Origin of the sequence: Variovorax sp. Root434 (assembly GCF_001426595.1) — a bacterium.
Classification (GTDB): Bacteria; Pseudomonadota; Gammaproteobacteria; order Burkholderiales; family Burkholderiaceae_C; genus Variovorax.
Window position 1 is genome coordinate 99,507 of record NZ_LMEK01000012.1, and the last position, 12,528, is coordinate 112,034.

Annotated in this window: 11 protein-coding genes; 6 read left to right on the top strand and 5 right to left on the bottom strand. The window is 67.8% G+C overall.

Annotated elements, in window-relative coordinates; genetic code table 11:
- Positions 1 to 2: 2 nt before the first annotated feature.
- Complete coding sequence (eat, locus tag ASD05_RS11070; protein ID WP_056591776.1) at positions 3 to 1,430, bottom strand: ethanolamine permease; 1,428 nt, start codon at positions 1,428 to 1,430, stop codon at positions 3 to 5.
- Positions 1,431 to 1,575: 145 nt separating this feature from the next.
- Here eat and ASD05_RS11075 point away from each other — a divergent pair, with 145 nt between their 5' ends.
- Entirely contained in the window at positions 1,576 to 1,986 is a 411-nt protein-coding gene (locus tag ASD05_RS11075) for an FKBP-type peptidyl-prolyl cis-trans isomerase (RefSeq protein ID WP_007834494.1), read from the top strand.
- A gap of 202 nt (positions 1,987 to 2,188) precedes the next feature.
- Here the strand turns inward: ASD05_RS11075 and ASD05_RS11080 are convergent, their stop codons facing one another.
- The 3 genes from ASD05_RS11080 to ASD05_RS11090 form a co-directional block, all read right to left on the bottom strand.
- Positions 2,189 to 3,790, bottom strand: a complete 1,602-nt coding sequence (locus tag ASD05_RS11080) for a glucan biosynthesis protein (protein ID WP_056591779.1) — start codon at positions 3,788 to 3,790, stop codon at positions 2,189 to 2,191.
- Positions 3,791 to 3,962: 172 nt separating this feature from the next.
- The gene (locus ASD05_RS11085) at positions 3,963 to 4,805 is read right to left on the bottom strand and encodes a class I SAM-dependent methyltransferase (protein WP_056591782.1); all 843 of its coding nucleotides are present in this window, start codon (positions 4,803 to 4,805) and stop codon (positions 3,963 to 3,965) included.
- 97 nt (positions 4,806 to 4,902) lie between these two features.
- Entirely contained in the window at positions 4,903 to 6,774 is a 1,872-nt protein-coding gene (locus ASD05_RS11090; protein WP_056591785.1) for a sigma-54-dependent Fis family transcriptional regulator, read from the bottom strand.
- A gap of 212 nt (positions 6,775 to 6,986) precedes the next feature.
- Here ASD05_RS11090 and adh point away from each other — a divergent pair, with 212 nt between their 5' ends.
- Both adh and ASD05_RS11100 read left to right on the top strand, forming a co-directional pair.
- Positions 6,987 to 8,507, top strand: coding sequence for an aldehyde dehydrogenase (gene adh / locus ASD05_RS11095; RefSeq protein WP_056594259.1), 1,521 nt, complete (start codon positions 6,987 to 6,989; stop codon positions 8,505 to 8,507).
- The gene (locus ASD05_RS11100; RefSeq protein ID WP_056591788.1) at positions 8,507 to 8,890 is read left to right on the top strand and encodes a DUF779 domain-containing protein; all 384 of its coding nucleotides are present in this window, start codon (positions 8,507 to 8,509) and stop codon (positions 8,888 to 8,890) included. Before adh ends, ASD05_RS11100 begins: the two co-directional genes overlap by 1 nt.
- Positions 8,891 to 8,911: 21 nt before the next feature.
- Here the strand turns inward: ASD05_RS11100 and ASD05_RS11105 are convergent, their stop codons facing one another.
- Positions 8,912 to 9,832 carry a LysR substrate-binding domain-containing protein gene (locus ASD05_RS11105; RefSeq protein ID WP_056591791.1) on the bottom strand — a complete coding sequence of 307 codons (921 nt, stop codon included), beginning with the start codon at positions 9,830 to 9,832 and terminating at the stop codon, positions 8,912 to 8,914.
- 127 nt (positions 9,833 to 9,959) lie between these two features.
- Between ASD05_RS11105 and ASD05_RS11110 the strand changes: the two genes are divergently transcribed.
- From ASD05_RS11110 to ASD05_RS11120, 3 genes are read left to right on the top strand one after another with little or no spacing between them, the layout of a single operon-like run.
- Positions 9,960 to 11,132 carry a CaiB/BaiF CoA transferase family protein gene (locus tag ASD05_RS11110; protein ID WP_056594260.1) on the top strand — a complete coding sequence of 391 codons (1,173 nt, stop codon included), beginning with the start codon at positions 9,960 to 9,962 and terminating at the stop codon, positions 11,130 to 11,132.
- Entirely contained in the window at positions 11,129 to 12,118 is a 990-nt protein-coding gene (locus ASD05_RS11115) for a hydroxymethylglutaryl-CoA lyase (protein ID WP_056591793.1), read from the top strand. Before ASD05_RS11110 ends, ASD05_RS11115 begins: the two co-directional genes overlap by 4 nt.
- Positions 12,115 to 12,495 carry a VOC family protein gene (locus ASD05_RS11120; protein ID WP_056591797.1) on the top strand — a complete coding sequence of 127 codons (381 nt, stop codon included), beginning with the start codon at positions 12,115 to 12,117 and terminating at the stop codon, positions 12,493 to 12,495. Before ASD05_RS11115 ends, ASD05_RS11120 begins: the two co-directional genes overlap by 4 nt.
- Positions 12,496 to 12,528: the final 33 nt, after the last annotated feature.

Genomic DNA, 12,528 nt, shown 5'->3' on the forward strand with positions numbered 1-12,528 from the left:
TGTCAGGCGGCGGTCTTCGAGGAAGACAGCATCTCGTCGGGCGCGGCCGCTTTGCGCTGCGCCGAGGTCAGCAGGAAGTAGCCGTACGCCGCTGCCATCAGCACGATGAACAGCAGCGTGAGCATGCCGTTGAACCACACCATGGCGCCCAGGCACACAACGCCGAGCCCGAGCGCAATGGCCGGGAACACGGGGTAGAAGGGCGCGCGGTAGGTGCGCAGCAGGTTGGGCTCGGTGCGGCGCAGCTTGAACAGCGCTGCCATCGAGATCAGGTACATCACGATGGCGCCGAGCACGGCCATGGTCACGATGTTGGCGGTGAGCGTCTGGCCGCCGAACTGCACCCACTCGTCGCTGAAGATCGCGACCACGCCGATCACGCCGCCGGCCAGCAGCGCGCGGTGCGGCGTGTCGAAGCGCGGGCTCAGACCGGCGAAGTAGCGCGGCAGGTAGCCCGCGCGCGCCAGCGCGAAGATCTGGCGCGAGTAGCCCATGATGATTCCGTGGAACGAGGCAATCAGCCCGAACAGCCCGATCCACACCAGCATGTGCAGCCAGCCGCTGTTGTCGCCGACCACAGCCTTCATGGCCTGTGGCAGCGGATCGTTGATGTTGGCGAGCTTGCGCCAGTCGCCCACGCCGCCCGCGAAGATCATCACGCCGAAGGCCAGCACCACCAGCGTGACGATGCCCGTGGTGTACGCGATGGGAATGGTGCGGTGCGGATCGCGCGCCTCCTCGGCCGCCATGGCCGCGCCCTCGATGGCGAGGAAGAACCAGATCGCGAACGGAATGGAGGCGAAGATGCCCGAGATGGCCGCGCCGTTGAGCACGCTGCCGCCCGCCCAGCCGTTGGCCACGAAGTTGGCCATGGTCCAGCCCGGCGTGACCACGCCCATGAACACCAGCAGCTCGACGATGGCCAGGATGGTGACGAACAGCTCGAACGCCGCCGCGATGCCAACGCCGACCCAGTTGAGCCCGATGAAGATCACGTACGCGCCCAGCGCGAACCACTTCGGGTTGATGCCCGGGAACTGCACGTTGAGATACGCACCGATGGCCAGTGCGATGGCCGGCGGCGCGAAGACGAATTCGATCAGCGTGGCAAAGCCCGCGACGAAGCCACCGTTGGGACCGAAGGCGCGCCGTGCATAGGCGAAGGGCCCGCCCGCATGCGGAATAGCGGTGGAGAGCTCGGTGAAGCTGAAGATGAAGGTGGTGTACATCGTGGCCACCAGCACCGTGGCAACGAGAAAACCGAGCGTGCCGGCCGTGTTCCAGCCGTAGCTCCAACCAAAGTACTCACCCGAGATGACGAGGCCCACCGCGATGCCCCAGAGCTGGACGGGACCGAGCACTTTCTTCAGGTGACCGGTGCCTGAATGGGCGGGCGTCGTGCCCGTGCTGGTGGCTGCGGTGGAGTTCATGCGGCTTCCTCTCTTCGTGGATGTTGACAGTGCGCATTCCGCAAAGCAAGGGCTGTTCCAACGCGCGCATCGGTCCCGAATATCCCCTTACAGGCCTGGCCGGCCGCTGGCCATAATCGACGACTTTCAACCTCCGAGGTCTTTCGTGAAGTCTCTTCTCTGCGCCGCACTCGTGTCCGTTCTCGCCGCTCCCGCCGCCTTTGCGCAATCCGCGCCGGTGACCACGCCCAGCGGCCTCGTCTACCAGTCGCTCAAGGAAGGCACCGGTGCCTCGCCTGCCGCGACCGACACGGTCAAGGTGCACTACCGCGGCACCTTCCCCGATACCGGCAAGGAGTTCGACAGCTCTTACAAGCGCGGTGAGCCCACCGAGTTCCCGCTCAACGGCGTGATCCCGTGCTGGACCGAAGGCGTGCAGAAGATGAAGCCGGGTGGCAAGGCCAAGCTGACCTGCCCGCCGTCGATTGCCTACGGTTCGCGCGGCGCGGGCGGCGTGATTCCGCCGAACGCCACGCTCAACTTCGAAGTGGAACTGGTGTCGGTTACCAAGCGCTGATTCTCTTCAGGGCGTGATCGCTCAGAGCACTCGTTGATCGGTGGTACACCCGCAGAGTGCCCTGTGCGCAGGGCATCGGGTGCTCCCCGCAGCGAAATAAAGGAGGAGGGCGAAGCCCGGGGGACATTCGCGGAGGGGAGTACCCGGTGGCCTGCGCACGCGCCCCGAACGACAGCACTTAAAACAGAGGCCCCGCCCGCAGTCAGACGCCCGGCTGGTACTGATACAGCCAGGTCTCCGTAAGCGTCTTGTCCCCCGTCTTCAGGTAGAGCCGCATGTCGACCGGCTCGTTGCCTTCAGGCGTGAAGTCGAACTGTGCGCGCCAGTGCCCCGGCACGCCATTCGGCACGGCCTCGGCGAAGATGTACGAGAACTTGCCGCGCGCCGCCGTCAGCACCACCTCGGGCTTCACGCCGAAGGGCACGGTGGTCAATGGCTGGCCGACGAACTCGACCATGAACTTGCGCACGCCCTGCGGTCGCGGCTGGCCCGGCTGGCCGCCGCGGCCGATGCGCGTTGCCACGCAGCGCGCGAGCGGCGACGGAAACGGCTCCTGGTCGGTCCAGTGCAGCCGGTACTGCAGGCTGTAGCTCGCGCCCGCCTTGGCATCGGCCTTCGGCACCCAGAAGGCGACGACGTTGTCGTGGATCTCGTCGTCGGTCGGAATCTCGATGAGCTGCACCGAGCCTTCGCCCCAATCGCCCAGTGGCTCGATCCACAGGCTCGGGCGCTTCTCGTAGCCCACGCCGTCCTGGTAATGGTCGAACGCGCGGTCGCGCTGCAGCAGGCCGAAGCCGCGCGGCTTGGTGTCCGCGAACGCGGATGCGCGCGTCTGTGTCGGGTTGTTGAGCGGGCGCCAGATGCGCTCGCCCGCGCCGTTCCAGATCGCGAGGCCGTCGGAGTCGTGCACCTCGGGGCGCCAGTCGATGGCCGTGGGCTTGATGGTTTCCGAGTACCAGTACATCGACGTGAGCGGCACCAGGCCCAGGCGCGACACGTCGCGGCGCAGGAACATGCGCGCGTCGATGTCCATGATCACGGCCTTGGTGCGCTGCATGACGAACTTGAACACGCCCGTCACGCTCGGCCCTTCGAGCAGCGCGTAGACCGTCATCGAGGTGGTGTTGTTCGCGGCCGGCGTCTCGAAGTAGAAGCGCGTGAAGCTCGGGAATTCCTCGGGCTTGTCGGGCACCGCCACGTCGAGCGCAATGCCGCGCGCCGACAGCCCGTACTGGTAGAGCTCGCCGATGGCGCGGAAGTACGAGGCGCCGAGGAACGCGACCCAGTCGTTCTTTTGCCAGTCGAGCTTGGCCTGGTCGCCCAGCCGGCTCTCCTGCAGGCGAAAGCCCGCGAAGCCCGCGCCCGGCGGCAGCGCGCGCGCGGGGCTGTCGGGTGGCATCGAGAAGTAGGTGGGGCTGTAGAGCACCTCGCGGGCGAACGCATCGCCGTCGGTGTTCTCGAGCACGTGCATGCGCACCGGCGCCTGGAAGAAGCGGCCGAGGTGGAAGAAGGTGACCGGGAATGCGCCGGGCCCGTCGCGGAACAGGGCGTTGGCGGGGTCGAACTTGATCTTGCCGTGCGCGTCGTAGTCGATGCGATCGAGCACCTCGGGCGCCAGCGGCGCCGCGGCCGCATAGGGCCTTGCGGCGAGCGACTTCGCTTGCGCGACCAGCGCGTCGAAGGAGAAGGGCGCGGGCTGGCTCAGTTGCAGTCCGTTGGCGGCCAGTGCCTCTTCGGGCAGTCCGAGGGCGGCGAGTGCGGCAGCGGCTCCGCCGGCGGCAAGGAAGGATCGGCGATCAAGCATGTGGTTCTTGAGGGTTGCGAATCTTTGGGGGAAGAAGGGAAAGCGGCGGAACGACAGCGCATTTTCCGCGAATGGGAACGCCGGCAAGCTTCGCCCGGCGCGGGATCGAACCGCGTCAGCCATCCAGCGCAAGCCGGGCCGGACAAAGCCGGCAATTCACGAAATTGTGCGTTTATGTATCGGCCTCGTTCTCCGCCTTCAACGCGTAGAGCGCATACAGCGGTACGCCCAGGAACAGCATCACCATCGGCGCGAACAGCGTGTAGGGCAGGCCGATACCTTCCAGCACGCCGTAGGTGGCGGCCAGCCGCAGGCGCGGATGGGGTTGCGTCAGTTCGGCCGGCCGATGGATACCCCAGTGGAATTCCGCGCCGGTCGCGCGCACCGAAGGGTGCTGCTTCGCGTGGCCCACCGCGAGCCAGCACAGGGCGTCGAAGACCAGCATCGAGCCCGCAGGCGCGCGTTCGCCGAAGGTGGCGAGCACCGCCTGCACCTGCTCGGGCTTCAGGTACATCAGCACGCCTTCGGTGAACAGGAACACCGGCCGCGCATTGCGCCTGCGCGGCAGGCCCAGTCGCTCCCACCAGCCGGGCGCGGTCAGGTCGAGTTCGCGCAGGTCGTGGCGTTCGTTGGCTTCGGGGATCAGCTCGCGGCGCAGTTCGAGCACTTCGGGCAGGTCGGCGTCGGTCATGCGGGACTTGCCGTCGTCCAGCCACTGGAAGTAATGGCTCAGGCCGCAGCCCATGTTCACCACGCGTGCTCCGGGGTGCTCCTTGAGGAAGTCCTGGGCCAGGCTGCGGAAGCGCCGCGTGCGCGAGAGGATGCCGTAGATGGTCGCCCGGTCTTCCGGCAGCGCGCTGCCGTCGTCGCGGATCTGCTCCAGGATGCCGGCGGCGTAGGCGTCCCGCACGGCCATCTGCGGAAAGATGGCGTCGCCCGAGGCCCGCGCAGCGAGGGGAATCCGCAAGGTGGAAGGGACGGCCGAGAGGCGCTGCGCTTTTTTTCTGGTGGTCATGAATGCGAGGGCGAGGCCATGCGCAAAGTCTGGCCGCTGCGGGATCGCGGGGCAAGTCAGTCTTTGGTTGTGCGGGCAGGCTTCGCCGGCCGCCCTGTCAGTGCCCGGCAGGCTTGCCGCGCTGGCGTGCGAGATGGCGGTAGATGGTGCTGCGGTGAACGCCGAGGCGGCGCGCGGCCTTCGCCACGTCGTGCTCGCAGGCCTTCAACGCCTCGTCGATGGCGTGGCGTGTGATGGCCTGCAGCGGCTCGGCGTGTGCAGGGGCGCACTCGAGCGGGTCGTCGGGCAAGACGGTAGGCTGCGCGCCCAGCAGGTGCGCGGGCAATGCGCTCGCCGTCACCGAGTCGCCCGTATCGGCCAGTGCCACGATGGCGCGCAGCGTGCTGCGCAGCTCGCGCACGTTGCCCGGCCAGCGGTAGGCGGCCAGCACTTCGAGTGCATCGTTTCCCAACTGCAAGTGCTTGGCCGCGCCGCCCGCTTCGAGAAACAGCCGCGCGATCAGAGCGTGCCGGTCGTTGCGCCGGCTCAAGGGAGGCAGGGCGACGGTGAACCCCGCCACGCGGTACATCAGGTCGGCGCGAAAGCGTCCGGCTTCCACCAGCGCCGGCAGGTGGCCGTGCGTGGCGCAGACCAGGTCGAAGTCCACCGCCACGCCCTGGCCGCCGCCCAGCGGCGTGACCACGCGCTCCTCGAGCACGCGCAGCAGGCGCGTCTGCAGGGCCAGCGGGATCTCCGCGATCTCGTCGAGGAACAGCACCCCGCCATGCGCTTCGCGGATGCGGCCCCCCATGCCCTTGCGCTTCGCGCCGGTGAAGGCGCCTTCCTCGTAGCCGAACAGTTCGGACTCGATCAGCGTCTCGGGCAGCGAGGCGCAGTCCACCGCCACGAAGGGGCCCGCGCTGCGGCGACTCGCGGCGTGCAGCCGGCGCGAGAAAACTTCCTTGCCGCTGCCGGTCTCGCCGTTGACCAGCACGGAGACGCCTTCGTTCAGCACCCGCACGGCCTTGTGCAGCAGAGGCTGCACATCGTCGGTTTCGGGCTCGGCCACCGCGCGCCGCGTGGGCGTGCGCGAACCGCCGGCCGCATGCGAACGCTCCATCACCGTCGCGATCTGCCGGCCGCCCGGCAGCGTCAGCAGGCTGCGCCTGTGTTCCATGCGCGGCCAGTTCGCGCCGAGAAAGGCCTCGGCGTCCAGCTCGAGCAGGCCGTCCCACGAGCGCCCGAACAGTTCGAGCGCCACCCGGTTGGCCGCGACGATGCGCCCGCCCTCGATCACCATCAGCCCTTCGCGCGCGGTGCCGATCAGCGCCGGGCGCGCATGGAAGCGCAGCACGTGGCCGTTGGCCTCGGCCAGCATCATGCGGTGCTCGACCTGCTGCGCCGCCATGCGCACCAGGCCGAGCGCATGCGTGTTCACGCGCACCGTCTCGCCCGAGATGTCGAGCGCGCCCGCCAGTTCGCCGCGTCCGGTGAAGATGGGCGCCGCCGCGCATCCGAGCGTGCCGTTCTGCGCCAGGTAGTGTTCGGCGCCCAGCACCATCAGCGCCTCGCGCTCCGCCAGCGCCGTGCCGATGGCGTTGGTGCCCCGGTTGTGCTCCGACCATTCCACGCCGGGCTGCAGCGCGATGCGCTCGGCCTTGGGCAGGAAGTCGGCGCTGCCGACCTCCTCGAGGATCAGGCCGCTGGCGTCCGACAGGATCACCACGCAGCCGTTGCCGACCGCATGCTCGGCCAGGGCGTCGAGCTCGGGTTGCGCGCAGTTCAGCAGCCGCATGGCCTGCTCGCGCCGTTCGCGCAGCAGGGCCAGCGCCATCGGCTCGGGGTCCGTGGCCTGGTGACCGACCGGCCGGCAGCGCTGCCAGGAGCGCGAGATGTGCGGGGCGATCCACGGCGCGGGATCGCGGCCCTGTCCAAAGAACAGTTCGCGGGCCTGCGCCACTTTGATCGACGGCAACTGCGCTTCGCTCATGCGTGTCTCCGAGAGGTTTTCGCCTTGTGCGACATCCTAGTCGCCATGTTCGCGCGGACATGTCGCATATTGCGAATGAAAACCCCCTGCGGCATGCGATGCCCAGGAGGAAGTGCCCAGGGAATGTACCGATCCGGCCGGGTACGCGGCTTGCGATTGCTCAAGCAGGCCGCCGCATGTCGCGGCGCCACCAGCAGCAAATGGAGAAAGTCATGGACATGCTCGAACCGGGCAAATTCGGCACCGCGGTACCGTTCAAGAAGCGCTACGGCAACTACATCGGCGGCGAATGGGTTGCGCCGGCGGACAACCAGTATTTCGAGAACATCACGCCCGTCACCGGCAAGGTCTTCTGCGAAGTGCCGCGCTCCACCGCGGCCGACATCGAACGTGCGCTCGACGCCGCGCACAAGGCCAAGGACGCCTGGGGCCGCACCTCGACCACCGAGCGCGCCAACATCCTCAACAGGATTGCTGATCGCATGCAGGAGAACCTAGCCGTCCTCGCGGCCGCCGAGACCTGGGACAACGGCAAGCCCCTGCGCGAAACCACCGCGGCCGACCTGCCGCTGGCCATCGACCACTTCCGCTATTTCGCCTCGTGCGTGCGCTCGCAGGAAGGCGGCATCAGCGAGATCGACCACGAAACCTTCGCCTATCACTTCCATGAGCCCATCGGCGTGGTCGGCCAGATCATTCCGTGGAATTTCCCGATCCTGATGGCCGTGTGGAAGCTGGCGCCCGCGCTGGCTGCCGGCAACTGCGTGGTGCTGAAGCCGGCCGAGCAGACGCCGGTGTCGATCCTGGTGCTGCTGGAGGTCATCGGCGACCTGCTGCCGCCGGGCGTGCTGAACGTGGTCAACGGCTTCGGCGTGGAGGCGGGCAAGCCGCTGGCGTCGAGCAACCGCATCGGCAAGATCGCCTTCACCGGCGAAACCACCACCGGCCGGCTGATCTCGCAGTACGCGAGCCAGAACCTGATTCCGGTCACGCTGGAGCTGGGCGGCAAGTCGCCCAACATCTTCTTCGCCGACGTGATGGACAAGGACGACAGCTTCTTCGACAAGGCGCTCGAGGGCTTCGCGATGTTCGCGCTGAACCAGGGCGAGGTCTGCACCTGCCCGTCGCGCGCGCTCATCCAGGAGTCGATCTACGACCGCTTCATGGAGCGTGCGCTGAAGCGAGTGGCAGCCATCAAGCAGGGCAGCCCGCTCGACATGGCCACCATGATCGGCGCGCAGGCCTCCGGCGAGCAGCTCGAGAAGATCCTGTCGTACCTCGACATCGGCAGGCAGGAGGGGGCGAAGGTGCTGATCGGAGGCGAGCGCCAGCGGTTCGAGGGCGACCTGGCCGACGGCTACTACGTGAAGCCGACCGTGTTCCGGGGCCACAACAAGATGCGCATCTTCCAGGAGGAGATCTTCGGCCCGGTGGTGTCGGTCACCACTTTCAAGGACGAGGAAGAGGCGCTTTCCATCGCCAACGACACGCTCTACGGCCTGGGCGCAGGCGTGTGGAGCCGCGACATGAACCGCGCCTTCCGCATGGGCCGCGGCATCCAGGCCGGCCGCGTGTGGACCAACTGCTACCACCACTACCCGGCGCACGCGGCCTTCGGTGGCTACAAGCAGTCGGGCATCGGCCGCGAGAACCACAAGATGATGCTCGATCACTACCAGCAGACCAAGAACCTGCTGGTGAGCTACAGCGAGAACAAGCTGGGCTTCTTCTGATGGGCACCACCGGCGAAGTCCTGCGCGTCACCGCGACCGATCCCGCGCTCGCGCTGATCGACAGGCTCGCCGCAAAGCACGGCCCGCTGATGTTTCATCAGTCGGGCGGCTGCTGCGACGGCAGCGCGCCCATGTGCTATGCCCAGGGCGAGTTCATCGTGGGCGACTACGACCGGCTGCTGGGGTACATCGGCGGCATGCCGTTCTATATCAGCGGGCCGCAGTTCGAGTACTGGCAGCACACGCAGCTGATCATCGACGTGGTGCCGGGGCGCGGCGGCATGTTCTCGCTGGAAGGGCCGGAGGGCGTGCGGTTCCTGACGCGCTCGCGGCTGTTCACGCAAGAGGAGTGGGCGGTGCTGGAGGCCGAAGAGGCAAAGTGAAGCGGACAAGGGCGTCGCGCCTCATGGCCCGGCCTGGCGCAGGAGGTGTTCGGCCAGCAGCTGCGCAGCAGGCGAGAGGACGGCACTCGTCTTCGTCGCCATCAGCAGCCGCCGCGTGGCCCACGCGTCCTTGAGCCGAACCACCTTCAGGTCCAGCGCCGCCACCTGCGCCTTGCACGCCGCCAGCGGCACCACGCCGATGCCGAGGTTGGCTGCGATCATGTGGCACATCGCGTCGAAGCTGCGCACCTGCACGCGCAGGCGCATCGGGATGCCGGCCTGCTCGGCGGCGCGCGAGGTGAGTTCGAGCAGCGAGCTGCTGCGGTTCAGCCCCACGAATTCATGCGCGAGGCAGCTCTTGAAGTCGGTCTGCTTCACGCGGCTTCGCGCCAGTGGATGCTGCTTCGCGCACAGCACCACGAGTTCGTCGGTCTGGAAGGTCTGCACGTCGAGACCGTAGGCGGGCGTGTTCTCTGCGAACACGCCGACGTCGGCAAGCCCGTCGACGAGTGCGCGCACGATGTCGCCGCTCAGCTGCTCCTCGACCTCGACGCGGATGTCGGGGTGCTGCGCGAGAAAGGTCGCGAGCGTGGTGGGCAGGAACTCGGTCAGCGCCGACATGTTGGCCCACAACCGCACATGGCCGCGCACGCCACTCGAATAGTCGTTGATCTCGTTGCTGAACTGCTCGAAGCCCTGGAAGAGCCGCATCGCATGCTGCATTGCCACATGACCGGCGGGCGTGAGCGCGATGCCCTGGGAGCTGCGCTCCAGCAGCTTCGATCCCGTCGCCGCTTCGAAGTCCGAGAGCCGCCGGCTAGCGGCCGAGAGCGCGAGGTGGCATGCCTCCGCGCCCTTGGTGATGCTGCCTGACTGAGCCACTGCGCAGAACAGGCGCAGCGTCACGAAGTCGACGCGCGCGGGGTTGATGGGGTCGGGCATGGGCGGATTCTAGGAGAGGGCGGGTGCCCCTTCGCGTTTTGCGAAGGGGTGCTGCCGTCATGGCAATTCCGCTGGATGCGATCTGTTCCTAAAGTAGTTGCAACCCAACCTGGAGACAGACGCGAACATGAATGCACTCGAAGGCCTGAAGGTGCTGGAGCTCGGCCAGCTCATCGCCGGCCCCTTCGCCGGCAAGACGCTGGCGGAGTTCGGCGCCGACGTGATCAAGGTCGAGCCGGCCGGCGTCGGCGATCCGCTGCGCAAATGGCGGCTGCTGCGCGACGGCACCTCGGCGTGGTGGGAGGTCCAGTCGCGCAACAAGCGCTCGGTGTGCCTGGACCTGCGCAGCGCCGAAGGGCAGGAAGCCGTGCGTGCATTGGCGCTCGAAGCCGACGTGCTGATCGAGAACTTCAAGCCCGGCACGCTCGAAGGCTGGGGCCTGGGGTGGGAGCGGCTGCATGCGCTGAACCCTCGGCTGATCATGCTGCGCATCTCGGGCTACGGGCAGACCGGGCCCTACCGCGACAAGCCCGGCTTCGGCGTGCTCGGCGAATCGATGGGTGGGCTGCGCTACCTGAGCGGCGAGCCGGGCCGGGTGCCGGTGCGCGTGGGAGTGTCGCTGGGCGACACGCTGGCGGCGTTGCATGGCGTGATCGGCGTGCTGACGGCGCTGCATCACCGCACGGCCCACGGCGGGGAGGGCCAGTTCATAGACGTGGCGCTCTACGAGTCGGTGTTCAACGTGATGGAAAGCCTGCTGCCCGAGTACTACGCCTTCGGCGCCGTGCGCGAGCGCGCCGGCAGTGCGCTGCCCGGCATCGCGCCGACCAATGCCTACCGCTGCGAGGACGGGCACTACGTGCTGGTGGCCGGCAACGGCGACAGCATCTTCCGCCGGCTGATGCGCGCCATCGGCCGCGAGGATCTGGAGAACGACCCCGGGCTCGTGCACAACGATGGCCGCGTGCTGCGCGTGGAAGAGATCGATGCCGCCATCGAGGCATGGACGCTGAAGCGCAGCCGCGACGATGTGCTGGCCGCGCTCGATGCGGCGGGCGTGCCGGTCGGGCGCATCTACACGGTGGCCGACATCGCGAGCGACCCGCAGTACCAGGCGCGCGAAATGATCGTGGAGGCACCGACCTCCGACGGCTCGACGCTGAAGGTGCCTGGCGTGGTGCCCAAGCTCAGCGCCACGCCGGGGCGCATCGCGCACCCCGCGCCGCGGCTGGGCGAGCATGACGGCGATCTCCGTGGTGCTGGCTGGCCCGCGCGCCGCGTGAAAGGAGTGGCGGCATGAAGACGGGCAACGGCACGCGGCTGTTCATCAACGAGGTCGCCACACGCGACGGCTTCCAGATGGAGAGCCGCTTCATTCCCACCGACGACAAGATCGCGCTGATCGACCGACTGAGCGGGTTGGGCTACGCCAAGATCGAAGTCACGTCCTTCACTTCGGCGAAGGCGATTCCGGCGCTGCGCGACGGCGAGGAGGTGATGCAGCGCATCGTTCGCCGTCCCGACGTGGTCTACACCGCACTGGTGCCCAATGTGCGAGGCGCCGAGCGCGCGCTGGACAGCCGCATCGACGAGTTCAACATCGTCATGTCGGTGAGCGAGACGCACAACCTCGCCAACCTGCGCATGACGCGGGAGCAGTCGTTCGCGCAACTGGCCGGGGTCATCGCGCTGGCGAAGAAAGCCCAGGTGCCGGTGAACGTGTCGCTGTCGTGCGTGTTCGGCTGCCCGATGGAGGGCGAGGTGCCGCTGGCGACGGTGCAGGGCTGGATCGACCGCTTCGCCGCGCTGGAGGTGCAGGGCATCACGCTGTGCGACACGACCGGCATGGCCTATCCGACGCAGGTGCGTGAACTCTGCGAAGCCGTGACTGCGAGCCGGGCGGCGCTGGAGTGGACGGCCCATTTCCACAACACACGCGGCATGGGCCTCGTGAACACGGTGGCTGCCGTGGAGGCCGGCATCCGCCGGCTGGACATGTCGCTCGGCGGCATCGGCGGCTGCCCCTACGCGCCGGGCGCGACCGGCAACGTGGCGACAGAGGACGTGGTCCACATGCTGCAGTGCATGGGCTACGACACGGGCATGGACCTGGCGGGCCTGGTCGCCGCCGCGGCGGAGCTGGAAGCGCTGGTGCAGCACGAACTGCCGGCCCAGGTCTCGCGCGCCGGCCACCGGTTGACGCGGCATGCGCCGCCGCCCGATTTCAACGACATCGTGACCCGCGCCCGGGAACGCGAGCACGCAAGCAAGGAGCTTCAACCATGATCGACCACCTGGACCACCTCGTGCTGACCACCGCGCACGAGGAAGCCTGCATCAGCTTCTACGTCGATGTGATGGGCATGGCGCTGGAGAGCTTCGGCGCCGGGCGCAAGGTCTTCCGCTTCGGCAACCAGAAGATCAACCTGCATGTGAAGGGCCACGAGTTCGAGCCCAAGGCGCAGTTGCCGACGCCCGGCTCGCTGGACCTGTGTTTCATCGCCAGCGTGCCGCTCGACGAAGTCATCGCGCGGCTCGGCGAGAAGGACGTGCCGATCCTCGAAGGGCCGGTGATGCGCACTGGCGCCACCTCGCGCATCCGCTCGGTCTATGTGCGCGACCCGGACATGAACCTGATCGAAATCTCGGAGCTGTCGCCCTGAGGCGCCTTCCGAAGACAGCAGGCAAGCGAATAC